General features: G+C 46.9%; 18 protein-coding genes. 14 read left to right on the top strand and 4 right to left on the bottom strand.

The window, feature by feature from the left end; genetic code table 11:
- Positions 1-15 precede the first annotated feature (15 nt).
- The 7 genes from IDJ77_RS16595 to IDJ77_RS16565 all read left to right on the top strand — a co-directional run bounded on the left by IDJ77_RS16595 (position 16) and on the right by IDJ77_RS16565 (position 10450).
- Positions 16-465, top strand: coding sequence for a DoxX family protein (locus IDJ77_RS16595; RefSeq protein WP_191190089.1), 450 nt, complete (start codon positions 16-18; stop codon positions 463-465).
- Between the two features lie 264 nt (positions 466-729).
- Positions 730-1299 carry an RNA polymerase sigma factor gene (locus IDJ77_RS16590; protein ID WP_191190088.1) on the top strand — a complete coding sequence of 190 codons (570 nt, stop codon included), beginning with the start codon at positions 730-732 and terminating at the stop codon, positions 1297-1299.
- A gap of 78 nt (positions 1300-1377) precedes the next feature.
- Positions 1378-2400: a FecR family protein gene (locus IDJ77_RS16585; protein WP_191190087.1), complete on the top strand. Its 1023-nt coding sequence runs from the start codon at positions 1378-1380 to the stop codon at positions 2398-2400.
- 101 nt (positions 2401-2501) lie between these two features.
- Positions 2502-5957, top strand: coding sequence for a SusC/RagA family TonB-linked outer membrane protein (locus IDJ77_RS16580; protein ID WP_224751129.1), 3456 nt, complete (start codon positions 2502-2504; stop codon positions 5955-5957).
- A gap of 11 nt (positions 5958-5968) precedes the next feature.
- The gene (locus tag IDJ77_RS16575; RefSeq protein ID WP_191190086.1) at positions 5969-7459 is read left to right on the top strand and encodes a SusD/RagB family nutrient-binding outer membrane lipoprotein; all 1491 of its coding nucleotides are present in this window, start codon (positions 5969-5971) and stop codon (positions 7457-7459) included.
- Positions 7460-7489: 30 nt separating this feature from the next.
- Positions 7490-8989, top strand: coding sequence for a DUF5689 domain-containing protein (locus tag IDJ77_RS16570; protein WP_191190085.1), 1500 nt, complete (start codon positions 7490-7492; stop codon positions 8987-8989).
- 48 nt (positions 8990-9037) lie between these two features.
- On the top strand, positions 9038-10450 hold the full coding sequence (locus tag IDJ77_RS16565; RefSeq protein ID WP_191190084.1) for a calcineurin-like phosphoesterase C-terminal domain-containing protein: 1413 nt from the start codon (positions 9038-9040) through the stop codon (positions 10448-10450).
- Positions 10451-10618: 168 nt separating this feature from the next.
- Here IDJ77_RS16565 and IDJ77_RS16560 read toward each other — a convergent pair whose 3' ends face one another.
- The gene (locus tag IDJ77_RS16560; RefSeq protein WP_191190083.1) at positions 10619-11839 is read right to left on the bottom strand and encodes a CehA/McbA family metallohydrolase; all 1221 of its coding nucleotides are present in this window, start codon (positions 11837-11839) and stop codon (positions 10619-10621) included.
- Positions 11840-12134: 295 nt separating this feature from the next.
- On the opposite strand from IDJ77_RS16560, the gene IDJ77_RS16555 reads away from it, so the two are divergent.
- From IDJ77_RS16555 to IDJ77_RS16530, 7 genes are all read left to right on the top strand, one after another.
- Positions 12135-15137 (top strand): SusC/RagA family TonB-linked outer membrane protein, encoded by a 3003-nt coding sequence (locus IDJ77_RS16555; RefSeq protein ID WP_191190082.1) that lies wholly within the window; start codon positions 12135-12137, stop codon positions 15135-15137.
- A 22-nt stretch (positions 15138-15159) separates the two neighbouring features.
- A complete protein-coding gene (locus tag IDJ77_RS16550) occupies positions 15160-16752 on the top strand; it encodes a RagB/SusD family nutrient uptake outer membrane protein (RefSeq protein ID WP_191190081.1) in 1593 nt (530 codons plus the stop codon).
- Positions 16753-16809: 57 nt separating this feature from the next.
- A complete protein-coding gene (locus IDJ77_RS16545) occupies positions 16810-17886 on the top strand; it encodes a phosphatidylinositol-specific phospholipase C1-like protein (protein WP_191190080.1) in 1077 nt (358 codons plus the stop codon).
- 87 nt (positions 17887-17973) lie between these two features.
- Positions 17974-18948, top strand: coding sequence for a purple acid phosphatase family protein (locus IDJ77_RS16540; protein ID WP_191190079.1), 975 nt, complete (start codon positions 17974-17976; stop codon positions 18946-18948).
- A 469-nt stretch (positions 18949-19417) separates the two neighbouring features.
- Positions 19418-19693: a hypothetical protein gene (locus IDJ77_RS16535; protein ID WP_191190078.1), complete on the top strand. Its 276-nt coding sequence runs from the start codon at positions 19418-19420 to the stop codon at positions 19691-19693.
- Positions 19690-19812, top strand: coding sequence for a hypothetical protein (locus IDJ77_RS27860; RefSeq protein ID WP_262892801.1), 123 nt, complete (start codon positions 19690-19692; stop codon positions 19810-19812). Before IDJ77_RS16535 ends, IDJ77_RS27860 begins: the two co-directional genes overlap by 4 nt.
- A 24-nt stretch (positions 19813-19836) precedes the next feature.
- On the top strand, positions 19837-20061 hold the full coding sequence (locus tag IDJ77_RS16530) for a hypothetical protein (RefSeq protein ID WP_191190077.1): 225 nt from the start codon (positions 19837-19839) through the stop codon (positions 20059-20061).
- 198 nt (positions 20062-20259) lie between these two features.
- Here the strand turns inward: IDJ77_RS16530 and IDJ77_RS16525 are convergent, their stop codons facing one another.
- From IDJ77_RS16525 to IDJ77_RS16515, 3 genes are all read right to left on the bottom strand, one after another.
- Positions 20260-21153: an alpha/beta hydrolase gene (locus IDJ77_RS16525; protein ID WP_191190076.1), complete on the bottom strand. Its 894-nt coding sequence runs from the start codon at positions 21151-21153 to the stop codon at positions 20260-20262.
- A 272-nt stretch (positions 21154-21425) separates the two neighbouring features.
- Positions 21426-24926 carry an alpha-L-rhamnosidase gene (locus IDJ77_RS16520; RefSeq protein WP_191190075.1) on the bottom strand — a complete coding sequence of 1167 codons (3501 nt, stop codon included), beginning with the start codon at positions 24924-24926 and terminating at the stop codon, positions 21426-21428.
- A 329-nt stretch (positions 24927-25255) separates the two neighbouring features.
- Positions 25256-26233: an ROK family protein gene (locus IDJ77_RS16515; protein WP_191190074.1), complete on the bottom strand. Its 978-nt coding sequence runs from the start codon at positions 26231-26233 to the stop codon at positions 25256-25258.
- Between the last annotated feature and the right edge of the window lie 225 nt (positions 26234-26458).

The following is a 26458-nucleotide window of genomic DNA, read 5'->3' as shown; positions in this document are numbered from 1 at the left end:
TCAAAATAAACCCTCATGAAAGCGCTGCATAGATTTGAAACCTGGGGTAACAGGTATCACCCTAAATTATTCGACCTGGTTAGAATGCTGCTTGGACTATTCCTGATGATGAAAGGGGCCGTTTTTTTCACCAAATATGCTTTTTTGCGAGACATTATTATGTCGTCAGGCAGCCTCTCCAAATCTGAAGATATGGTTGCCTTTCTTATCAACTACGTTACTTATGTACATATTGTGGGTGGTGTAATGGTATTTATAGGCCTTTATACCAGGGTGGCGGCGTTGTTGCAGCTACCTATCGTATTCGGAGCTATTTTTTTCATCAATATCCTCTCCAGTTTTGTCAATTCAGAATTATGGTTGTCGGCACTGGTAATGGCCCTGTTAATGCTATTCGTGGTGATAGGTTCCGGCCCGCTTTCGTTAGATCATTTTATTAACCGGTTTACGTTTCGCGAGGAATAGGCGTTTAACCTGCTGCTATTTGGCCGAAGCCAGGTAGATCTTATGCAGCGATAGCCACGAGCAGCATAGCCCGGCCAGGATGATGAAATGTAGAAACAGCGGATAGCACTACATGCAATATTATATCCGCAGGCTTTTTGATTTGACTAAATGTATAGATCAGTCACAGTATTTTAATTTTAATAATAAACGTTTTTGTTTTAATAGTTTATTTAACATTAGGCTAACATTGCATCCTTAGTTTTGCCCAAAACGAAATTTGGTATGCAGCTATCCCTTACTGATGAAGAACTGATGGATCTGTTGCGCCAAAACGATCCGCAGGCACTTGAGGCTCTTTTTAACCGCTACTACAGGTCGCTTTGCCAGTTTTGCGCTGTCTACATTAAGGACAGCGCCATTGCCGAGGAGATCATTGCCAACCTGTTTATGAAGGTTTGGGATAACCGCGGCGAAACGCGGGTGCTTAACGTGAAGAACTATTTGTTTACGGCTGCCAAAAACTTATCGCTCAATCATATTCAAAAAAAGAAGGAGCCTGTATGCGCTATTGAGGATGCTGATATCCACCAGCAATTGCTACAGGATACCAATACCCCTTTCAAGATCCTGTCCGCCCGCGAATCATACAATAAAATGCTCTCCCTTATCAACACACTGCCTCCCGCACAGCGCCAGGTGCTGCTTATGAGCAGGGTAGACGGTATGTGCAAGCAGGAAGTTGCCGGCATTTTGGGCATCACCGTGCGTACGGTAGAAACCACACTTTATCAATCCATCAAAAAACTCCGCGAATTGCTTAAGGGTTCTACCAATTTCACTACGGGCGCTTAACTATTTCTTAATGTAATGTTAACCAACTTCGCTACGTAGCGGGTCGCCATAATCTGTCTTTGTTATCAGAAGAAGATCATGGAAGAACGTCACCACCGGTTAATTATAGCATATTTCGAGAAAACCATCAGCGATGAAGGCTTAACTGCCTTGCAGGATTGGATTGAGGAACACCCCGATAACCTCACGCAGTTTAGCGATACCATCCACATACTGGAGGCTGCAAAGGCGAGCCTTAAACGGCCCGATAACGCAGGGGAAACCTGGGCTAAAATAAATACGCATATCACGCAGTCGCAAACACCCGCGGTAGTTCGCCCGATAAAAAGAAAGTGGCTGGCTTATGCTGCCAGCGTTTTAGTGGTATGCGCGGCTGGCTGGTTTGGCTACAAAAATATTTTTTATAAAACTACCGCCGATGCTTTTGCTGTGGTGAGCAACCCTAATGGTAAACGCAGCAAACTTACTTTGCCCGATGGCTCGGTTGCATACTTAGCCGGTGGAAGCACACTTAAATATGCAAGAAACTTTGGCGGCGATAAACGCGAACTAAGCCTGAATGGCGAGGCGTTTTTTGATGTGGTGCACGGGGCGGATAAACCCTTCGTAGTAAAAAGCGGGGAGATCAGCACGGTTGTGCTGGGCACATCCTTTAACGTAAAGGCCTATGGTGCCGACGGTAGAGTTATTATAACAGTAAATACCGGCAAAGTAGGGGTATTGGCCAATGTGAACGGCAAAAGCCAGTTGGTGAAATATTTAACACCTGATGAGCAGATCAACATCAACACCCAAACGGGGCTGTTTGCTTTCAACAAAACAAGGGCCGCCGACGTAAGCGCCTGGATGAGCAACAACCTTATTTTTTATAACACTTCATTAAAGGACATTGCTGCCGCGATGGAACGCCAGTACGGCGTGAAGATTGATTTTACAGAGCCGGAACTAAGCAGCGTACGCCTTACCACCAGGCTAATGAACCTGCCGCTGGAGCAGGCGATGGATAATCTTACAGCCTTATCGGGCCTGGCTTATACGCAAAACGGAAAACACCTATTTATATCAAACACCAACGAAAAGGGAGGGAGGATAATGCAATAAACTTACGCTGCTTATAAAAACAAGCCCGAATTGCTGCAAACAACCCGGGCCACTGTTATGAATTTAAACTCACGATAAACAAGTATAAATTAAGTAAATATATGAAAAAGTTATGGCTAATAACCATACTGGCGCTATTGCTGATGCCTTTTTTAGGCACAACAACGGCCAGCGCACAAACGGCAATAAATAAGAAAGTTAATTTTGGTGCCGATGGCATCGCGCTTAAAGATGCATTTCAGCAGCTTGAGAAATTGAGCGGGCTGTCTATCAGTTACAACAACAGCACGTTAAATGATAAACGTACCGTAAGGCTGAGCAAAGCCGAGCGTACCGTACAGGAAACTTTGGAACTGCTTTTAAAGGGCACAAACTTCACCTTTCGCCAGGCTGGCGATAACAGTATTCTGATTGTTACACGCAGCCAGGGAAAAGGCAAGATAGAAGGCAGGATAGTTGACGAAAAAGGCGAGCCCTTGCCGGGTGCATCCATCAGGGTACCGGCGGCAGGCGTATCGGCCGTGGCGGTTACCGATGGTAGTTTTTCGTTGAGCGTAGATGCGGGTACTTACAGCGTAGAGGTAAGCTTTATCTCGTTTGAAACGGTAAAGAAAGCCGATGTTAGTGTTCGCGCGAATGCTACTACCAACCTAAACATCGCCCTGAAACCATCATCTGCCGCCCTTACCGAGGTAGTGGTAACCGCGCTGGGAATCAAACGCGAGGAAAAGGCATTAGGTTATGCGGCAACGTCGGTAAAAGGCGAGCAGCTCACCAACGCTATCTCAGGCAACTGGACGGACGCGCTTTCGGGCAAGGTGGCGGGCTTAAACCTTATCCGCTCTAACAGCGGCCCCGCAGGTTCCAACAAAATTATTTTACGCGGCGAGAACAACCTCACCGGCGATAACGAAGCCTTAATTGTGGTTGATGGTGTGGTGATAAACCAGGGTAGCGGCAGGCGTACGGCCAATGCAGGCGAAACGGCTTACGGCGTAAGCAGCGACATTATGCCCGCCGATTATGGCAGCAACCTTAACGACTTGAACCCCAATGATATTGAGAATGTAACCGTGCTGAAAGGCCCCGGCGCCGCTGCGCTTTACGGGCAGCGTGGTGCAAACGGAGCTATCATAATCACCACCAAATCGGGTGCAAAACATAGCGGTTTGGGTATTACTTTTAACTCTAATACCTCTATGGAGGAAGTTAACCGCTGGCCCGATCTGCAATATGAGTACGGGCAGGGAACTGCGGGAAGTAACTACTACTCGTTTGGAACAGGGCCCGATGGGGCAAGTACCAGCGCAACAAGTTCGGCATACGGCCCTAAGTTTGACGGGCAGAGCTTTTACCAGTTAGATCCCACAACACAGGCGCAAGGTAAAACCCGCACACCATGGGTGCCCTACAAAAACCAGATCCGCGATTTTTTCCAAACGGGAGTAACCAAAACTAATTCCGTAAGCATTGATGGCGGTACCGATAAAACTTCCGCACGCTTTTCGGCAACCAATGTTACCAATAAATGGATCACCCCCAATACGGGTTACGGGCGCAACAGCTTGTCGTTATCTGTCAATTCAAAAATTAATGATAAGCTTACGATCAGCTCAAACGTCAACTATAATAACAAGCACAGCGATAACCTGCCCGGCGCGGGATATGGTAACCAGTCGCTGATGTATTGGTTCATCTTTTGGCAGCCCAATGCAGATTTAAACTCGCTGAAAAACTATTGGAAAAACGGGCAAACCGATAAGGCGATATTTTATCCTTTCAGTTCCTTCCCCGAGAACCCTTACGCGGTATCGTACGAGTTCATCAACAAATCGAGCCGCAACTCGGTTACGGGCAATGTACAGGCTGCTTATAGCATCACCAAAGCGCTTAGCCTGCAATTACGCGCAACGATGGACATGGGTTACGAGCAGCGCTCACAGCAGCGCCCTTACGATGCCGGTAGCAAGTTCCCAAAAGGAAGTTACCGTACCCAAAATATCTACTCGCAGGAAGCCGGCGGCGATTTCCTGTTGAGGTATAACAAAAAGGTGAGCAAAGATTTTAACGTTACCGCCACGGCAGGTGGTAGCATGCTGCGCAATACCTACAACCGCGATGAGGTACGTGCCGATTCGCTGGTTTACCCGGGCGTGTATTCGCTGGCCAACAATGCTGGTCCGCTGGTTACGTCGCCATTCCGCTCTACTTATGCTATCAATAGTTTTTACGGCCTGGTATCTACCAGCTTTAAAGATTATTTATACCTGGATATGACTGCCCGCCAGGACTGGGTGAGCACGCTGGCTACCGCCAACCGTACCGACCAGGTAGGCTTCTTTTACCCATCGGCAAGTTTAAGCTTCCTTGCATCGGAGGCATTTAAATTACCGCAGGGGATTGATTATATGAAATTCCGTGCATCGCTTGCGGGCGTGGGCAGCGGTACCACAACACCCTATCAAACTACATTTAATTACGTAACAGCAGGCGGCACCTATAACGGTGGCTTGCAAAATCCGCGTACTTTGGCCAACCCCGATCTGAAACCGCTGCGTACCACTACCATTGAGATAGGTACCGAGATGCGTTTCTTCGGCAATCGTTTAGGGTTCGATCTCGCCTTGTACACAGGTAACACCAAAAACCAGATCCTGAATCGTACGGTAGATCAGTCGTCGGGCTTTAGCCAGGCGGTTATCAACGTAGGTAAGGTAAGTAACCGCGGCCTGGAATTGGCCATCAACGGCACACCTATCCGCCAGCGGGGCGGTTTTGAATGGACCATCAACGGTACTTTTACCTCCAACAAAAACACTATTAAGGAACTTGCCGATAGTTCGGTAGTATTGCGCACCGGCCCAACAGGCGGCGGGCAAATTGTAGCACGTGTTGGCGGTAGCATGGGCGATATGTATGGCCGCGGCTACCTGCGCTCGCCAGATGGGCAGATCGTTTACGACGCGGCTACCGGTTTCGCAAAGCTATCAGACAACCTGGTGTACCTGGGCAATACCATGCCAAAGTATAAAGCCAGCATGGGGCACGATTTTAAATTCAGGCGGTTCCACCTCAACGTATTGTTTGATGCGCAGGTGGGCGGCGTGGCTTATTCGCTCTCCAACTACAAACTTGCCGAGCAGGGTAAAACCACGCTTACTTTACCGGGCCGTTACAACGGCATCATTGGTAAGGGTGTTATCCGCAACCCCGATGGCACTTACCGCCCTAACGATGTAATTGCATCTGATATTGATGGGTACTACCGCTCGCACTACGGTATTGATAACGCCGAGGGCAACACCTTCTCTACCAATTTTATCAAATTCCGCGAAGCGAGGTTCGATTACACTTTGAATCCCGCCTTTACTAAAAGACTGGGCCTGCAACGTGCATCGGTAGGCGTTTACGGTCGCGACCTGGTTATCTGGAGCAACTGGCCGGTTTTCGATCCGGAATTTGGAACGCTATCAGGCAGCGATATTGTGCAAGGCTTCGAGATAGCACAATTCCCATCTACCCGCACATTTGGCTTTAACATCATTATTGGCCTTTAATACTATCAATCATGAAAAGGAATATATATCAACTCATACCCTTAATTATACTGCTTGCCATTACCATGGCAGGGTGTAAAAAGGGCTTTGTCGACCTGAATACCGACCCTAACGGCACGCCAAACGCCCTGCCGCAGCAACTGCTTGCACCGGCGCTGGTAAATACCGTAAGCATAAACATGCTGCGTGCCCGCAACTTTAATAACGAACTGATGCAGGTAACGGTAGACCCTGGCGATTCGGAAGGCAAAGTTTTTCGCTACGATGTAAAACGCACCTGGGCAGATTATACCTGGAACGGCTGGTACACGCAGCTTACCAACTTTAAGGATATCTACAATATTGCCAGCCAGCCGCTTACCTACAACAAAACATACATGGGCATCTCGCTCATCTGCCAGTCGTGGATCTACTCCATGCTAACGGATACCTACGGCGATGTGCCATACTTTGATTCGAATAAAGGTAAGGACGGCAACTTTACCCCGGTTTTTGATAAGCAGAAAGATATTTACCTGGATATTTTTAAAAAGCTGGAGCAGGCAGATACTTTGCTGAACGGCGCGGCCAACGTAAACGGCGGCAGCGACCCAATTTACAATGGCAACGCTTCCAAATGGCGCAAATTCGGCAATACTTTGTACCTGCGTTTATTGCTCCGTGTATCGGGCAAGGCAGAAGCAAGTGCAAATGTAATTGCCAAGATAAAAGACATTGTAGATACCAACCCAACCCTATACCCGCTGATGGCGAGCAATGATGATGCTGCCGTACTGCGCTGGAACGGTGTTGGCGCGTTAACCTCGCCCTTTATTGGCGGCGTGCGCGAACAGGACTGGCGACAACCCAGCATTGCAGAGTTTTTCATCAATAACCTTAACCGCTGGGCCGACCCAAGGTTGACTGCCAATCGCTGGTCGATAGCTACTTACCAGGGCGGTTATGTAGGTGCGCCAAGCGGTTACGCACCGGGCGAAGGGGTGGACCATAAATCGTACTTTCTCTCTACCACATCAACCACCACGCTGATGAACGACCCGCTGATGGGCAACATCATGAATTACAGCGAGCTGCAGTTTATTTTGGCAGAGGCGGCTGCAAAAGGCTGGATAGCAGGTTCGGCAGAGGCATATTACAAAGCAGGCGTACAAAGCGGCATTACCTTTTGGATCCCCACATTTGCCACCCCGATAGATACCTACTTAGCCACCGGCGATATAGCCTGGAACGAAGCAGGCAGCCTGGATGATAAGATGGAACAGATTCACCTGCAAAAATACTACTCCATGTTCTGGACCGATTTTGAGCAGTGGTTTGAGTATCGCCGCACCGGGCACCCTGTTTTACCAAAGGGCAACGGGTTGCGCAACAACGGCATTATGCCCGCAAGATTAACCTACCCGGTGTACGTGCAAAGCGCCAACCCCACCAATTATACCGCGGCAGTAGCCGCGCAGGGGGCAGACGAAATAAACACCAATGTGTGGTGGCAAAAACCATAATTGTACCAAACCTTCAGAAAGATACAAACGATGAAAAAGATATATTTATACCTGGCAGCACTCGGCATTATAGCCGTAGCCGGCTGTAAAAAACACGATTATGCCGAAGGCACACTTAGCCCCATTATAGCTGTAGTTGATATGAAGGCGCTATACAAAGGTGCCGACGTAACCCTTACTACCGATAACATGAGCGGTGCAAAAGAGATAGTAGGCGTGGTAATTTCCAACGCAGCAAGCGGCAACAGCCCGGCGGGCATACTGGTGGTGCAAAATAACCGTCGCAATGCTATCCGCGGTATTGCCATTGATGTTGGTGCTGCGGCGTCAAATTACGTTCCCGGCGATTCGGTAATGGTACAGATAACCGGCGCTACGCTCAGCAAAATAAACGGCAGCATGCGCCTAAAAGGGCTTACCGACGCAGCAATCACCAAAGTGGCATCAAACAAAGCTATTACAGTACAAGCGGTACCATCCGGTCGTATTATTGCTTCGCCGGATGTTTACGAAAGTACCCTGGTAACCATTAGCTCGGCTATTACCGAACCCGAGCCACAGGCCGGCGAAACCTATGCCGGCGATAAAACTATTAACGATGGTTTTGGCAGGGTAACGCTCCATACCGAAGCTACAGCAAATTTTTCGACCGCGTCTTTGCCTTTCAGCGCTAATTTTACGGGGATCCCTTTTGCAAACATCACCGCCGCCGATACCACTATACAGGTATGGCCGCGTACCATCGATGATATGTTCGCGTTGGCGGTGATCAAACCATCGCCGGTTATTATTACTGGTTACCTTACCGACCCAACCGGCGGCGATGCCAACCAGGAGTACATTCAGTTAATGGCTACGCGCGATATCGACTTCGCGGTGACCAACTTTGCCATCGTAACCTGTAATAACGCGGGTACTAACCCGGCCCCGGCAACCGGCTGGGCCGTTGGCGGGGCACGCAGCTATAAAATAAACCTCACATCGGGCACTGTAAAAAAAGGGAAGTTCTTTTATGTGGGCGGCAATAAAAACATCTGGGGCCTGGGCTCAACCGATATCAGCGCAGCCAACTGGATCAGCAGCACGCAATACTCTACCGTAAACGGTGCCGGTTTTGGTACCGCCACAGCAAATCTGCTGGCCAACAGCGGTAACGTGGCAGGTATATCTGTATTTGCCGGTACTACGGTAGATGCCACCACGGTGCCATTGGATATCATTATGTACGGCGGTAACGGTACCGTTTATGCTGCCGGCCCTCCGGAGATAGGCTACCGAATTACCAATACCGATTATTACAGCACCATTAACCCCGTAACCCGCCAAAACCAGGCATTTTACGGCGGCGGTACCAACAAATCTAAACTAACATTACCTGCTACCGGCAACTTTAGTGCGCTGGGCGGCGTTTACGATGCCGTTACCGGCAGATGGATATCCGGGCGCACGGTAACAAGTATCCCGCTAACCTTAACATCGCCGTTAAGCACTATTGAAACAGGAACGGGCTTTACATCAGTACAAAATTAAAACATTAGCAAGCCGGCGAAAACCGGCTTGCTTTTCTTTGAAAAACAAATGGACAGAAGAAAATTTATACAAAGCATTGGTGTTATAACCGGCAGCGCCTTCATCGCGCTTAAGGCACATGCTTTTACAACAGGCGGAAACGGCCCGGTAAAAGGGAAAGTGACCGACGGAAAAAAAGGCATAAAAAACGTGGCGGTATCTGATGGTTTCTCGGTAGTATTAACCGATGCCAAAGGGAACTATTCGCTTACGCCAAACGCTAAGGCGACCAGCATATTCATGAGTACACCTTCGGGCTACGAGTTTAAAGCGGATTACAACGTTGCCCGCCATTACGAAAACATCGGCGATAAAAACACCTTCGATTTTAAGCTGCAACCATTGAAGCGAAACGATGATAAGCACCATTTCATCATTTGGGCAGATCCGCAGGTGAAGAACAAAAAGGATGTAAAGCAAATGATGGATACATCGGTGCCCGATACCATCGAAACCATTAAATCACTCGGCAAAGATGCGCTGGTACATGGCATTTGCGTGGGTGATATTGTATGGGATAACCACGATCTGTTCCCCGATTACAACGCAGCTGTGGCGCAGATGGGCATCCCATTCTTCCAGGCGCTGGGCAATCATGATATGGATTACCGCATGGGCGGCGATGAAACATCTGATGCTACCTTTAAAAAAGTTTACGGGCCTACATATTACTCGTTTAACCGCGGCAAGGCACACTATGTGGTACTGGACGATGTACGTTACCTGGGTACAGAACGCGAGTACGATGGCTACATCACCGAAGACCAGCTGGCGTGGCTGGAGAACGACCTGCAATATGTGGATAAAGGTCAGCTGCTCATCATCAACCTGCACATCCCCGTTTATAACCAGGTGAAGAACAATAAGGATTTTTACGCTTTGCTGGCAGGGTTTAAAAATGTGCACATCATGTCGGGCCATACGCATTATAATGCCAACAACCTCAGCAACGGCGTTTTCGAGCATAACCACGGCACCGTTTGCGGCGGCTGGTGGACTGGCCCCATCTGCGGTGACGGTACCCCGCGCGGCTACGCCGTGTATGAAGTTAACGGAGCGAAGCTGAAATGGTATTATAAATCGACAGGCCTGCCTATAGAAAACCAGCTTAGTTTGTACGTGGAGAAGCTAACCAACCAGATGCGCCTGATAGCCAATGTTTGGAACTATGACCCCGAATGGAAGGTAGAATACCTGCTGGATGATAAGCCGATGGGCGTGTTGCCAAAAGAGATTGGTTACGACCCGCTGGCGGTAACCCTCTACAAGGGCGACCAATTACCTGCGGGCAGGCATTTTGTTGAACCCACACAAACCGACCACCTGTTTGTAACTCATTTCGCCCCATCGGTAAATAAGGTAAAAGTGGAAGTAACCGATAGGTTTGGCAATAAATACTCGGGCGAGGTAGATGCGAAATAACGATTAATTGCATTAAAGATAAGCCCGGTGTATCATCGGGCTTATCTTTTTTAAAAGGACTGATATACCTTATCCGGTATTCATTACCGAAGCACACAGCGGCGGCCCTGGTAGCTTACAGCACCATTTTTAAATTTATAGATAAGATAGATTTTTACGCTTTAACCTTTAAAAATTCGGATCGAAATTGAAGCAGATAGGATTTGATAAACCCACCATGTTGCCGTTTACGGTCATCGCTCCCGGAACCTGGGGGTAGGGCGTGCCCGGGCCTTCTACGATTACTCTGTAATAACTTCGGCCGAGCATCTTGGGAGTATCTGTAAAATCTATCATCGGCATTTTTCCTTCGGCTTCAAACGTGCCGAATTTGCTGCCATCCTTAATTACCGTTATGGTAAACTTACCCTCCGGTATGTGCTCCCCGGTAAGCTGAACGCGAAACTTAACCGGCTTGCCGGTGGCCTTAGCGTTATCGCCCATCATCATATCCATAGTGCCATCCTGGTTAAGGTCGGCATAAAATTCAACGCGTGGGGCATACGGGTTAGAGCTGATGGAAACCCTGCCGTTTGTAAGCGCGTCTATCACGGCCTGCGAGCTGCGCTCTTTAGCAAAAACCCAGGTTGTTGGGGTGCCCACGTAATTGGCGTTTCGCTGGCCACTATTGGCCGTTGCTTTGTCGGGCGAATCCGGGGTTCCGTGATGGGCGTCGCTTCCGCCTCTGCCGGTAAGCTTGCGGCCCGAGGATAGCATATCGTCCCAGATCATTATGGCGTTGGCATTTTTACTCCAAACTACGGAGTTCCATACTTCTATAGAGTTAACCAGGTCGTAAGAATACCCAAAATTGTCTTTCCCGCTGGGGTGATTGGCGGATAGGTGAATGCCAAGTTGTCTTTTTATCCTTCCTATTACCGTGTCGCGCTGGTCGCGCACGTTGTAAAGCAGCTGGTGGTTATAAGGTTTTGCGGAAAATACATTGCCGTGCCCGCGGGTGGTGGTCCACTCGGCACCGTATAGTAACAATACAGAATCAGATTTGAATTCCGGGTCCGTCCAGGTGTTGTGGGCCACATCGCCATCTACATGGTTATCATGATCGGTAATACAAATAAAATCCATCCCAACAGATTGTGAGAACGCGAGGATCTTGGCAACGGAATTATTGGAAGATTCTTTACTGTGGCTGGAGTGTATGTGAAGCTCGCCTTTCAGCCAAAAGCCTTTAGTCAAGCTACTGATTGGTGGCAGTGTACCAACATCTTTAATAGCCCATGGGTTTTTACCGGTAGATTGTGCCGACACCGCGCTATTGATAAAGAGAATGGCGACAAGTATTATACTGAAAAGGTTAACAGATGTGTTTTTAAGGACGTTTTTATACATGATATAGATGGGGAGTTATTAGAAATGCTGATATATATTAGCCGGCAATGCTACAAAATTCATGTAAACTGATTCTTATCAAAATGTTACTTTAAAATGCGAAGGGCGTGCGCTGTATACATCTTTAATTTTTATTAACGGAGTGTTAAGCCAGTGTGGATTATTTGAGTTTTAACACATCGCGAATTGCAAATGTTATCAATATGCTAATCAGCAGTTGATATTTTGATAATAAAGCATGTTTTACTTTGCATTTAATTTAAAATAATCTACATCCCCATTAATCAAATTATTTATGAAACAAATTTACCAGCGCTTTATTAATGGTACAAGCTATCATTCGAGGCAATGGATACTGTTGCTTTGCGCTATTATATTTAGCGCATCGCCGGCACTATCGCAAACCGCCCGCATCGTAAAAGGCAACGTTGCCGACGAAAAAAACCAGCCGCTTCCCGGCGTTTCTGTAGTAGTAGCAGGTTCCAGCACCGGTGTAATGACTGATGTGAACGGCAACTACGCCCTAACTGTATCGGGCAATATTGTTACTTTAAAATTCAGCTACATTGGTTACCTGCCAAAAGAGGTAAAAGTTGGCGCGGATAACACCCTTAACGTTACCTTATTGCCCGATGCAAGGCAGTTAAAGGATGTTGTTGTGATTGGTTACGGTACATCCAGCAAAAAAGATGTAACAGGCGCCATAACATCAGTAAAAGCGGAAGAATTTAACGCGGGTGTTTTAACCACGCCAGCCGAGTTACTGCAAGGCAAGGTTGCCGGCTTAAACATTACCAAAAGCGGCGACCCCAATAAACAACCCGCTACAATACTGCGTGGCCCATCTACTTTACGTGAAGGCGCTGCGCAGCAGCCGTTTTATGTAATTGATGGTGTGCCCGGTGCTTCGATAGACCTGCTTGCGCCTGCTGATATCGAAAGCATCGACGTTTTAAAAGACGCATCTTCAACCGCTATTTACGGTTCGCGTGCTGCAAACGGGGTAATTATTGTAACCACACGTAAAGCAAGAGCCGGCCAAACCAGGCTTACCTACAGCGCATATGGCGCAACGGAGAAAGTATCAAAAAGTATTGATGTGTTAACCGCCGACGAATTGCGCAAATACCTTGCAGATAATGGTGTGGTACCGTTAGCAAAACCGTTAGACGATGATGGTTCTAACACCAATTGGCAAAAACTTGCGCAAAAAACAAGTTATTCGCAAAATCATAACCTATCCTACAGCGGAGCAGGTAATAGCGGCGAATACGGTGCCAGTGTTAACTACTTTAAAAACGATGGTATACTAAAGAACACCAACCTGGAGCGTACTATTTTTAAAGGTTATATTAATCAGCGTTTTTTTAACGACAGGCTTAAACTGGGTATAACACTCACCAACAGCGCAACAAAAAGCGATGATATTGTTCAAAGTCAGGTATTACCGGGCATATTATTTTACCTGCCAACGGTGAGCCCTTTTAACCCCGATGGCAGTTACAAAGAAAACTATCAGCGTACCGGCAGTGGTACCTTAAACCCGCTATCGTTAATTGATAACAACTTTATCAAAACCGACAATAATAAAACCCTTATAAATGGTTTTGCATCGGTAGATATATTAAAAGGATTAAAATTCACCTTGAACGGTTCTACCCAGAAAGACCAGAACAACGTAAATACTTACTACAACAGCAAATCGGGCCTGGCCGTAGGTTTAGGTGGTGTTGCTAACCGCACTGCTTACAAAAACACAAGTGATGTGGTAGAAGCCTACTTAAATTACGACAGAGAGTTTGGCTTGCATTCAGTTAAATTATTGGGTGGTTACTCCTACCAGCAAGATCGTACTAACGATGGCTTTGGCGTACAAACCCAGGGTTTCTCTAACGATAATTTAACGTTTAACAACCTGTTCCTTTCTAACCCAAGCAACCTGGCGCAGATCAAGTTCGATCCTAACTATATCTCTACACTTAGGCTAATATCTTACTACGGGCGTGTGCAATACCAGTACAACGATAAGTACCTGTTGCAGGCATCGTTAAGAGAAGATGGTTCGTCGGCCTTTGGTATCAACCAGCGCCATGGTTACTTCCCGGCAGTTTCTGTAGGCTGGAGGATCATCAGCGAAAAATTCATGGAGAAACTGCCTGTAATAAGCGATCTGAAGTTGCGCGCAGGTTATGGTGTATCTGGTAACAGTCTAGGTTTTGATGCCTTTACCGCGCAGTTGATCTACGGTATCCCTCCGGGTGGTGGTAAATTCTTAAATAATGGTGTAATTACCAACCCAATTGGCCCCGTACGTAATGATAACCCCGATTTGAAATGGGAAAGCACTGCCACTACCAACATCGGTTTAGATTTTGGTTTATTAAATAACCGTATCACAGGTTCGGTAGACTACTACATCAAAAAAACATCCGATCTGATCTACACTTACCAGGTGTCTACCACGCAATACTTCTTCCCGTTGTTAACAGCTAACGTTGGTAAAATAAAAAACAGCGGTATCGAGGTTGTTATAAACGCTATCCCGGTAAAATCACAAGCTTTTACCTGGCGCACATCGTTCAACGTATCGCATAATAAAAACGTGGTAGAGAGTTTATCAAATACCCAGTTTGCGGTACCAAATATCCTATCAGCTCAATTAGGCGGTAAAGGCCAGTCGGGTAACTACAGCCAGGTAATACAGCCGGGTTATGCCATTGGCACCTATTACCTGTGGCATTACTTAGGTAAAAACGAAAACGGAGTAAGCACTTATCAAAAAGCCGATGGCAGTACAACTGCTGCGCAGCCGCTTACTACTGATCAGCGTATTACCGGCAGCGCACAACCGAAGCTGGTGTACGGATGGAGTAATAGCTTCAATTATAAAAGCTTCGACTTCAACTTCCTGGTGCGCGGCGTTTACGGCAACCAAATATTGAACGCAACCCTCGCAGGTTTAAACAACCCTGCCGATTCTAAATTCCAGAATATCCCGAGGTTTACTTTAGGTGAATCTTTTAAAGATATCAACGGATACCTGATCTCGGATCGTTTCCTGGAGAGTGGCTCTTACCTGCGTTTGGATAACGCTACGCTGGGTTACACCATCCGCCCCAATGTAAAGGCTATCAAAAACATCCGCCTGTACCTATCGGGCAATAACATTTTTGTGATCACCAAATACCGCGGTGTAGATCCTGAGATCAATATCGGTGGCTTAACTCCGGGTATTGATAACAAAGATTTTTATCCTAAAACCCGCACATTTAGTGTTGGTGTAACCGCTTCATTTTAAACATCCATATCAATAAATACAGATGAAAAAGATATTTATATTATGTGCCAGCATTGCAGTACTTGCCGGCGCCTACTCCTGCACAAAGTTAGATGTGCCGGTAGAATCGCAGTACGTTAAATCAAACTTCCCGGTTACCGATGCCGATTATAACGCGTTATTGGGTACCATTTATTCTAACTTATCTTCTAACTACGCGGTGCCTTACTGGCGTATGCAGGAGCTATCTACAGATGAGGCTATTTTACCCGCCCGCGATGGTAACTTTGATGATGGTGGCCAGTACCGCCAGCTGCATTACCACACCTGGACCTTCGATCACCCCAACGTTATTACCATTTGGCAATGGGGTTTTGGTGGTGTTAATACCTGTAACCGTATCATCAGCCTGGTGAATGCTTCGCCATCATCTGAAGCAAAAAAGGCAGCTACTATTGCCGAGGTAAGGGCCATGCGTGCGCTGTACAACTACTTTATGATGGACCTTTACGGTAACATCCCGCTTATTACCGAGTTTCCGGTAGCTACGCAGCCGGCTACACAAAGTCGTGCAAAAGCTTACGAATATATTGAAAGCGAACTGAAGAGCGTGGTGCAATTGCTTCCACAAAAAACAAACAACAGTGCCAATAATACCTTATACTATGGCCGGCCAACAAAGGGGATGGTATTTGCCCTGCTGGAGAAAATGTACCTGAACGCACAGGTGTACACCGGCACAGCCAAATACACCGAGGCTGTTGCCATGGCCGATAGCGTTTTAAAGAACACCAACTATAGCCTTGACGCTAAATACCGCGATATATTTTTACCTACTAACGGCCCGGGTGTAAGCGAAACTATATTTGCTATCCCTTACGATCAGCAAATACCTGGCAACCAGTTTACCCGTTTTGGTTTCTTTTACTACCTGGTTAATGCTTACGGTTTTAACGTAGGTTTAAGTATTGCCATGAGCACCACGCCCGAGTTTTACAACAGGTTTAACCTGCCTAATGATGTGCGTACCAAAACATGGCTGGCCGGCCCGCAGTTTGCACCTGATGGCAACGGCGGTTTTACAACGCAACCGGTTTACTACCCGGGTACCACCACCCAGATCTACATTGAACCAAAGTTAACCCTGGTACCGGGCAAGCCTATGGACCTTGGCAACACCATTACCAGCCAGTCGGAAGGTGTGCGGTCTATGAAATATTATCCCGATCCAACTATCATACAAGCTACCCGTTTAAATGGTAACGATGTGCCTGTTTTTCGTTTAGCCGATGTAATGATGATGAAAGCAGAAGCAATTTTGCGCGGAGCAGCAGCTACCACTGTTAACGGCGAATTGCAAACACCGGATGTTTTGGTTAACAAGATCCGCGCCCGTGCAGGTGCTCCTGCTGTTGCCGGTATCGATCTGCCGGGTTTACTGGACGAGCGCGCCCGCGAGTTTTCATGGGAAGGATGGCGCCGTAACGACCTGATCCGCTTTGGACAGTTTGAAGTGGAGTACCCGCTGCCGAACGACGTACTTACCATGAATAAGGACGTTAACCGCAGGTTGTACCCTATACCTGCACAGGAGATAAAACTTAACCCTAACCTGGTTCAAAACCCGGGTTATTAATAAACACATTACCAACAGCCGGTTCAAAACGAACCGGCTGTTTTAATTTTATCCGCCATGAAATTCACACTCGGTTTATTAGCTATAGGGCTTTTAGCATTATCCGGTTCAAATAACCCCGGCGATAATGTACCTATTAATCATATACAGGTTATCGGTTCGCACAACAGTTATAAAAGGGCCATCGATCCAAAACTGTTCAAAATGCTGCAGCGTGCAGATTCGGCTGCAATGAGCAAGATTGACTACAGCCATATCAGCCTCACAGATCAGCTTAACTTAGGGTTATTAGATCTGGAGATAGATGTTTATGCGGATACAGCGGGAGGGAAGTACGCGCATCCAAAAGGATTGGATTGGGCATCCGGCCAACCGGCATATGATGCCGATGGTGTGATGAAACAACCCGGCTTTAAGGTCTTCCACATCCAGGATATCGATTTCAGGAGCAATTGCCCTACGTTTAAGGGTTGCCTGCAGGAACTAAAAAAATGGTCGGAAGCGCACCCGGACCATAAGCCCATTTTTATTACCATGAACGCGAAGGATGAAGTAATGAAAAGGCCCGGCTTCACCGTGCCGGATAAATTCACCTCATCAATTTACGATAAGCTTGATAAGGAAATTGCCGATAACCTTGGCTTGGAGCGTGTAATTACGCCGGATAAAATAAGAGGCAAATACAATACGCTTGAAGAGGCTGTATTGCATCAAAACTGGCCTTTGCTGAAGCAGGCAAAAGGCAAATTTATTTTCCTGCTGGACGAAACAGCGCCCAAACTGGGCGAATACATTAAGGGCCATCCCTCGCTTAAGGGCCGGGTACTTTTTACCAACTCGGAACCCGGCACGCCGGAGGCTGCTATTTATGTAATGAATAATGCTAAAAAGCAAATGCCACAAATTACTGCGCTGGTTAAAAAAGGCTATATCATCCGTACACGTGCCGATAGTGATACCCAGGAAGCCCGTGCCAACGATAAAAGCAGTTTTGATGCTGCCATGCTATCAGGTGCGCAAATTATCTCTACAGATTATTATAAAAAAAGCGAGCACTTCAGATCTGATTACACCATTGCTTTCGCAGGTGGTGAGTACTTTAGATTAAACCCCTTGTTTAAACCTGCCAAATAATTATTTTAGTCCTTACAATAAAGCCGGGCTTTTATTATAAATAAGTATTACCGTAAGCCATTAAAAATAGCCCCCAATTAATTCGTCATGAAACGCAGAAATTTTATCCGAAACACCGCGCTTACCACCCTGGGCGCATCGTTTATCAACCCCGTTGCCACCTTAGCGGCCGGCGAAAAGGTAACCCACCTGGAAAGTGATGACTTGTCTGCATCCGTAATAAAGGATGAATTTGATGTGCATTTTATAGCCATTGGCGATTGGGGCCGTAACGGCGAATACGATCAGCAGGAGGTTGCCAAACAAATGGGACTATGGGCCGCAAACAATCCTAACAACTTTGTGGTGTCCGTTGGTGATAACTTTTATCCGAGAGGTGTGGTGAGCGAAATGGACCCACTGTGGCATTATTCGTTCGAAAATATTTACACTGCTCATTCTTTGCAATGCGATTGGTACCCTGTTTTGGGTAATCATGATTATGGCTCGGAACCCGAAGCACAGGTGCGTTACAGCAAAGTGAGCCGCAGGTGGAACATGCCCGCGCTATATTATTCCAAAGAATTTGCACTGGGCAAAGCCGGCGATAAGGTTTTAATGCTGATGATAGATACCGACCCTATGCTGCACGATAACAGGAAAGAGCAGGTGGCCGAGCAAATGAAATGGATAAACCAAACGCTTGAAAGCGCCTCCGCCGATGTGAAATGGAAAATTGTAGTAGGTCACCATCCATATTACACGGTTGGCCCGCGTATAAAAAATTATGATACATTAACCGTAAGGGAAAAGCTTGCCCCGGTTTTAGAGGCGCATAAGGTTGATGTTTACCTATCCGGGCACGATCATTCGTTGCAGCACTTAAAACCCGAAGGGTTTACGCATCAATTCATCTCCGGTGCCGGTTCCGAACTAACAGATGTAAGCAGCGGGGTATCTTATAGCCGTTTCCAGGCATCCGACCATGGTTTTATGTACTTTGCTGTAAATAATAAAAAAATAAACGTTAAAGCCATAAACGCCTCCGGTAAGGTTCTATATCAAACAGAACTAAGTAAATAGCAGGAGTGAGATCTTTATTTTTTTTGAACATGGTAACGTGGATAGTTGACCGCCGGGTTTTTACATCGACCGTTGCAAGCCTTATATAGGTTTAAAAGCGCCACGTTTAAAACGTATCGAAAATACCCATTTAGTTTTAGAAGCACGAAACGATAAGCTAACGCTAAAGTGTTTTTTTGCCATAATATAATTTCAGATATTACTTGGACTATAATATTTGATTTCTATATTTAAAAAATAATAACAAACCTAACCACCTTATCCCATATTTTATGAAGCCAGTCAGTACTCCAGGCCCTCCTTTTTATAGATTAGTTTGCGAAACAATGCCATTCTTCCCCGTTAGAGGTAAACTGTTTCCGGGCATGATTCCTACTGGATAATACACGGTAATCCTTCTTGATTTGAAATACCTGAATGCCCTGAAAAGTGTTCCTTGCCTAAATATTTACATGATAACCCCATCCTAATGAAAAGACTCATCCTCTCCCTCGCCGCCCTGCTCTCATTTGCAGGTGCCAATGCCCAAAACACATATCCCTGGCCCCCTACGGGCAACATAGGTATCGGTATTGGCAATACAACCTCCCCTGTACAGCCTTTAACCGTTGCAGGATATGGTGCAACGTCCGTTGCCTTCCTGCGGTCAATTGCGGGCGGAAACGCCTCATTGGGACAGGCTCTCGGGCAGAACAGCCTTGCCGCGCCCATAAAGGGCTGGAAATTTATGGCTGGTGTATTATGACAAGCCATGTGCATATGATCGTAGGCACGTATGGCGATAAGCGGGAAGATATTATGCGCGACATGAAAAAGCATACTTCGATAGCGTTAAAACAGGCTATCAAAGAGCATCCGCAGTAAAGCCGCCGCGAGTGGCTATTATGGATGATGGAGCGGGCCGGCAAAAAGAACAGCCAGAGTATCAGCTTCCGGTTGTGGCAACAGGGTAACCACCCCATCGAACTGTTCGACGATAAAATATTACATCAAAAGCTGGATTATATTCACAACAACCCCGTTGAAGCTGGTATAGTAGAAAAGCCTGAAGACTATTTATATAGCAGTGCCCGCAACTATTATAGTCTGCCCGCTTTATTCGACGTAAATTAGTTGATCCGGTGGTAATGTAATTTGGGCCAGGGAAGAGAGGCACGAGTACGCCACGCTTTTCCCTACGCTGCATACTCGCGCCAGTAGGGGAAAGACTACGTGGAAATCTTCCTGGAAAATCAAACAAAACCTTTACTTACTCTAATGAGTTTGACAAGCCTTGAAGATTACGGCGTAATCTACCATTTTACCGATTTATCACTCCAATTGTTTTTTCAGAAAGTTCATAACCTTGTTTCTCACTTCATCTACATCAAACATATCACCAAAATGCGGCGCACCCTTTACAATTATCAGTTCGTTTTTAACGCCTGCTAAACCCAACCACGCGCTTAATAATTGCGATTGCCGTGGTGATACCAAGTCGTCTTTTTCTCCATGAATGATCAAAAACGGAGGGTCATTTTTATCCACATAAGTAACCGGGCTGGCAGCCTTAGCCAAATCTGGCCGGGCAAGCGGAGCCGCGCCAATTAAAAGCCCCTCCGGCGATTTCGCGTCATTGGCTCCCGGGAATAACAACAATTCGGCAGGACCATAAAAATCAACTACTGCTTTAATATCGAAGGTTTTTGAAGTGCCAGGGATAAAGAAAGCTTCTACGTTATTGTTTTTAGCCAGGCCTAACATAGAAGCCAAATGCCCGCCTGCTGAAAAGCCCATCACCGCAAACCGTTCCCTGTTTAAGCCATACTTGCCGGCGTTTTCATAAAGGAACGAAACCGCCCTGTTGCAATCTTGTATCTGCGCGGGGAAAACGGCCTGCGTGCTAAACCGATAATCGATAGATGCCACAGCATACCCCGCAGCAACCATCTCATATACCGTTTTCTTCATGTAACCTATATCTGCATATTTGTTATTGCCGAGCCAACCACCGCCATGAATAAATATAACCAAAGGAAGTTTTTTACCGGCGTTGGCAGGCAGGTAAATATCCAACAGGTGTTTTGAAAGGCTGTCATGGTTATAGGGGATATTGCCATGCAAAATGGTACCCTTTGGAAAAACATCAATAACCGGGTTTTGAGCGGCGCAATCACTAACCACTGCAAATACCAAAGCCAAAACTCCAATAGCTATCTTTTTCATATTCAAATTAATTTAACAACCGCTTAGCGCAGGTTGCGGAAGTTACTGCTTTTTCAATTAAATCAAGTCTCGCTTTTTGGGTCGGGCTTGCACAGGTCAATATAAATATAAGCGGAACAGTGCATCAAACGGTTACTGGCCCCGGGTGGCGTGGAGCTCCGGGAAAAGATACAGATGTTAAGATCGATGACTGGGGCCCTAAATTCTTGACCACGAAAATTGCGGCTGTAAAAACTATTGTATCACAACGGTTATACCTGTTATTGAGTATTTTAATTTTTAAGCTGAAAATCATAATCCCCCGGAGAGAGTTCAAAAATAAATTTCCCTTTTTGCTGGCCGCGATACTGTGCGCCCACTCCCTTAACAAGTGGCTTATCCGCGTCAGCACTGTCATCACCCTCATTTGTGTGGAGATAAAGCGTGGCAGATGTATTGGCAGGAACATGAAAATGATAATAATAGTTTTTATTATCCAAACGCCAGCTACTTTCGATCTTGCCGTACAGAGATTCGTAAAAGCCCCTGGCATAGGTCATTTTTTTGGTAGGGTCGGGCTCTGGTGCCAGGATAAAATGTTTAAAACCCGGCGTAGTTTGATCCCGCTGAATACCTAAAGACCGGCTGCACATCCAGGCGCCCACCGCGCCAAAAGAATAATGGTTAAAGGAGTTCATGTTGTTATTGCCGCCAAAACCTTCGGTATGGGTATAGGAATTTAACCTTTCCCATATGGTTGTTGCACCCTGCTCAACCGGGTACAGCCAGGAGGGATAGCTGGTTTGCTGAAGCTGGCGGTAAGCCAGTTCGGCGAGGCCGTTGTCTGAAAGCGCTGCTGAGATCCATGCCGTACCGATAAAGCCGGTCATTAGCGAATAAGAAGGAAGCAACTTTCCCTGGTCGTTGATGTTTTTCCGCTTAACCGCCGCCGCAAGGTGGCTTACGCTGCGATCTTTTTCCTGGCCGTCAATTATACCAAACGCCAATGGAACCGCATACGAAGTTTGGGTATCAACAACCTTATCTCTGAAAGCGGTTTCGCCGGTTTGGTGATTGATATAGGTAGCGTTAAAAAAAGCTGTCCGTTCCAGGCTGAGGTTAAGTAACCAGCTTTCGTCCTCTTTTTTACCCAATGCTGCGGCTATTTTTGCCATTTGCTGCAAGTCGTTGATAAAGTAAGCTTCCCATAACAATGTCTTTTCGGTTTTATTATACTCAGGGCTCAACCAATCTCCCAGGCTGGCCCAGTGTTCCCTGTTCTTGTCATCCAGTACATGAGTCTTCGGATCGATCTGGGAAATCAAAAATTTGATGTAGCCCTTCATGGCATCATAATGCTCTGCCAGCAGATCAATATCGCCATATTGCTGGTAGCTTTCCCAGGCAACGGCAATGCCCGCGCTTCCCCATAAGGTGTCGCCAAATCCTCCGCCGAGTGGGGCAACGTCAGAAAACCGTCCATCCGGCCGTTGCACATCTCTCATGGCCAGCATGTGCCTTCGCAAAAATTGAGGTACTTCCGCCAGGTAAGTTGCAGTGCCACTAAAAACGGAGATATCGCCGCTCCAGCCCAATCGTTCGTTCCGCTGCGGGCAATCGGTAGGAATCGACATGAAATTGGCGAGTGTAGACCAGGTGATATTTTGCCACAATTTGTTCACCGCTGTATTGGAGGTTTCATATGATGCGCTGAACCGGTGCACCGAACTTAAAACATCGCCCTTTACCGCAGTTAAAGGCAGCGCTCTGTCTATTCCCGTAATTTCAATATAACGGAAGCCGTGATAGGTAAACCGCGGGCTGATGATCTCCTTTCCGCCCCGGGTAATATAGATCTCCTGTGCCATAGCGGCCCGGATATTTTCTAACATGATCATGCCGATGTTGCTTTTATATTCAGGCAGATCGGGATATTTTACTTCCGCGAAACGAACTGTAATTTTTTTCCCGGCAGGCATACCTGAAAGGGAAATATACGGCGCGCCGGCCATATTTTGCCCCAGATCGTAAACAAACACACCCGGGCGTACTTCTTCCACCGCTTTTGCAGTTAACTCCTTCACCTTCCTCACTGTTTCGCCGAACTGACCGATGAGCTTAAGTTCACTGTAGTCATCAACCGCCGGTATGCCGGATGCTTTGTTTTTGGGGTCGAGGCTAATGTGCCCGGCGAGGCCTACTTCAACGGCACGGTGCCATTTTGAATCGTCAAAAGAAGCCTTCGACCAGCCTTGTATCCCAGCCTCTTTTAAAGCATCGTAAACCTCTCCCTGGAAAAAACTTCCACAAACCACCGGGCCCTGATTAAAATAGGTCCACTTTTGAGGATCGGTTACTACCGTTTCTTCTTTACCGTCGGCATAAGTAATCACGAGTTTGGCAAGCAGGGATTGCCGGTCGCCAAAAAAATTCCAAAAATCGCCGGAATAGGTGCTACCACCGCTCCACCATCCTTCACCCAGCACGGCCCCCATCGCGTTCTTACCCGGAACGACGAGGCTGGTAACGTCAAAGCTTTGGTAAAGATGTGTTTTATTATATTGAGTTAAACCCGGGTTAAAATAATCACTGCCGATCCTCCGGCCATTTAAATAAACATCATAGATACCGCGTGAGGTAACATAAAGACGGGCCTTTGCAATCGTCTTTTTTACGGCAGGAAACACCATGCGCAGCATGGGCATAGCGTTCCGGGCCGGATCAATTAACGTTATCGTTTGCACGGCTGTTCCTTTCACTTTTACCTGCGAGGTATAACCCGAATACAAAACATTAGCCGGGCTTCGGAAATTTCTGATCTGGATGTTAGAGTAATAAGCGGCCTGCCCGTTGGGGACACTGAATCCGATCTGCGCAAGTACCGGGAAAGCTATGTAATCGCCACCCTGCCCCAGGGGATTTAGCCCGACGCTGCCTACCAGGTGCTGTTTGTTTTCGGCATCAAGGTATATTTGGGTGGTCCCCATTACGGATGACAGGAAAACCGTATGTTTTTCATATTTGTTATTGTTGCCGATCAGCGAGGCCGGTATCGTGAAGCTTTTAAAGGGCTTGTCTCTCCGGTCGCCGGGTTTATAACCCACCCGGTAAATATTCAGCTGCGCCGATCCGCCTGAGCCGAGCGGTGCAATGTCCAGTTCCAGGAGGATATAAGTACTATCCTTCTTATTTTGTATCCCGTAATAATTTTTGTTCTTATCCAGCAGGCGGCTGTCATTGGCCCCGTAAATAAACCCGGCATGTGTGCTGCCGGAGGCCTCGTCGAGCTGAATAGAAAAGCTGAGCCTGAAAACAGGCAGGTATTGGGGATACAGCGGCAGGTCATCATCACTACCCCCGATCCATTTAGCGCCGCTCCACGCCGAAAGCTGTCCGTCCGGATCCATCAGCCCGGTTTCAAACCACGACTTGTTGCTGTGTTTGCTTTCCTGCTGATCCCATACATTTACAAGCCAGCTATAACGGGTACGGGCTTTGAGCGGCTTTCCGGCATACCTGATATTCAGCGATCCACTTTCCTGTTTTTTGCCGGAGTCCCATACGGTTTTCCCGCCCTCATCGGTTACAACGATCTGAAAAGCTGTTTGATAACAGCCCGGCAGCGCTGAGGCCATCTGCCAGCTAAACCTGGGTTTGCTAACATCAATCCCCAGTGGCCTTGATGTATATTCGGTCTTCAGATTGATCAGCCGGACAGACGGGGCCTGGCTATAACACAGGAATGGAAAAGCAAACAGGTTCAGTAAGATCAATAACGCTTTTAGTGGCTTCATGAAATAGAGTATAAGGGATTTAGCAAAACAGCAAAAACAGGACTTTAATAATAATAAAAGCCGCCGGCCCTGGCTTTGAAAAATTGGTTGGTATCAAATATCAATAAATATAAAACACAAACTATCCTGTACTGTATGTTTTGTTACGGCTTCGGAAAGTACCTTATCGCTATATGGTCAGCCGTATGCATTGGTAAGTTCCGGAGCAATGATTTCGGGAATTGTATTGCCCCCGTCTATTCGTAAATAGTGAGTTGTATAATAATAAATGTTACTATGGAATGCGCCTTCATACCTATGTCTTCATTGGTATTCGTCTTGTTATAAGACTAATTCCCAAGTAACGCATGCCATGCGAGCGAACTTGCACCGAGAATAGCGGCATCAGATTGAGGAAGCGCGCTGTACATCAATTTGATGGTATTGCGAAAAACCGGCAGCAGGTTTTTTTCCAAAGAATGCCTTGTTGGGTTCATTAGCAATTCCCCCGCCTGGGTTACACCACCAAAGAGAATGATCGCTTCGGGACTTGAAAACATGGCAAAATTCGCCAATGCCTCGCCGAGCAACTGACCGGTCATCTGGTAGGCCTGCTGGCACAAAGTATCACCTGCAATTGCGCATTCATAAATTTTTTTCGCATTTATGTCCGCTTCTGGTATTTGCTGCAAAGAAGAGCTCCTTTTTGATGATTTTGCTAATTCCAACGCGGTTAGTACTATTCCTGTTGCAGAGCAGTATGCTTCCAAAACCCCCTTAGACCCCGTGGTCCAATGCTGTCGCCCGTGGTTGCGAATCACTGTATGCCCAAGTTCCCCGGCAACTCCGGTGCTTCCATAGAGCATTTTACCGTCAATAATTATCCCGCTGCCTACGCCCGTACCGAGGGTTACGACGATGACATGCTTCATGTTTTTTGCTGCGCCAAAGATCAGTTCACCTGACGCTGCAGCATTCGCATCGTTGGTCAACGCTGTCGGCAAACCAAACATCCGGCTGGCGATTTCGCGGATAGGCACAATGTCTGCCCATGGCAGGTTAGGGGCATGTTCTATGCATCCGGTATGATAATTCCCGTTCGGCGCGCCGATGCCAATGCCGATGATCTGGTATTCGTCCAAATATTCGGGGATGACCTGTATATATTTTGTATAAAGGTCTGCTATGAGATCTTCCGGGGTGGCGTAATGCCTGGTTTTAACGCTGCTTTCACTTAAAATCTTTCCATCACGGGTAACTAATCCAAACTTCGAATTCGTTCCGCCGATATCAATCCCAAAGGCAATTTCCTTTTTACCTGCTTCCATCTTTGGTAGAGGTTTGATTTTTGCGCGAGCAGCTAACTTTGCCCACGTTTTAGCGACTATCTGATTTATTGCAGGTAACATAGCGGCGAATTGTATTAGGGTAATTAGATTAGCCGGCGCAACTGCGCTGACGACCATGAATTTTAAACAAAGGTTGCATACCTTAGCACTAACCTTTAAAACGCATTCACTGTTCAAATACGAACTTGTTTCGCCAGAAGCGCG

It is taken from the genome of Mucilaginibacter pankratovii, assembly GCF_014773265.1.
Lineage (GTDB): Bacteria > Bacteroidota > Bacteroidia > Sphingobacteriales > Sphingobacteriaceae > Mucilaginibacter > Mucilaginibacter pankratovii.
Note: the sequence above shows the minus strand (reverse complement) of the source record. Positions and strands in the feature narration are given on the sequence as shown.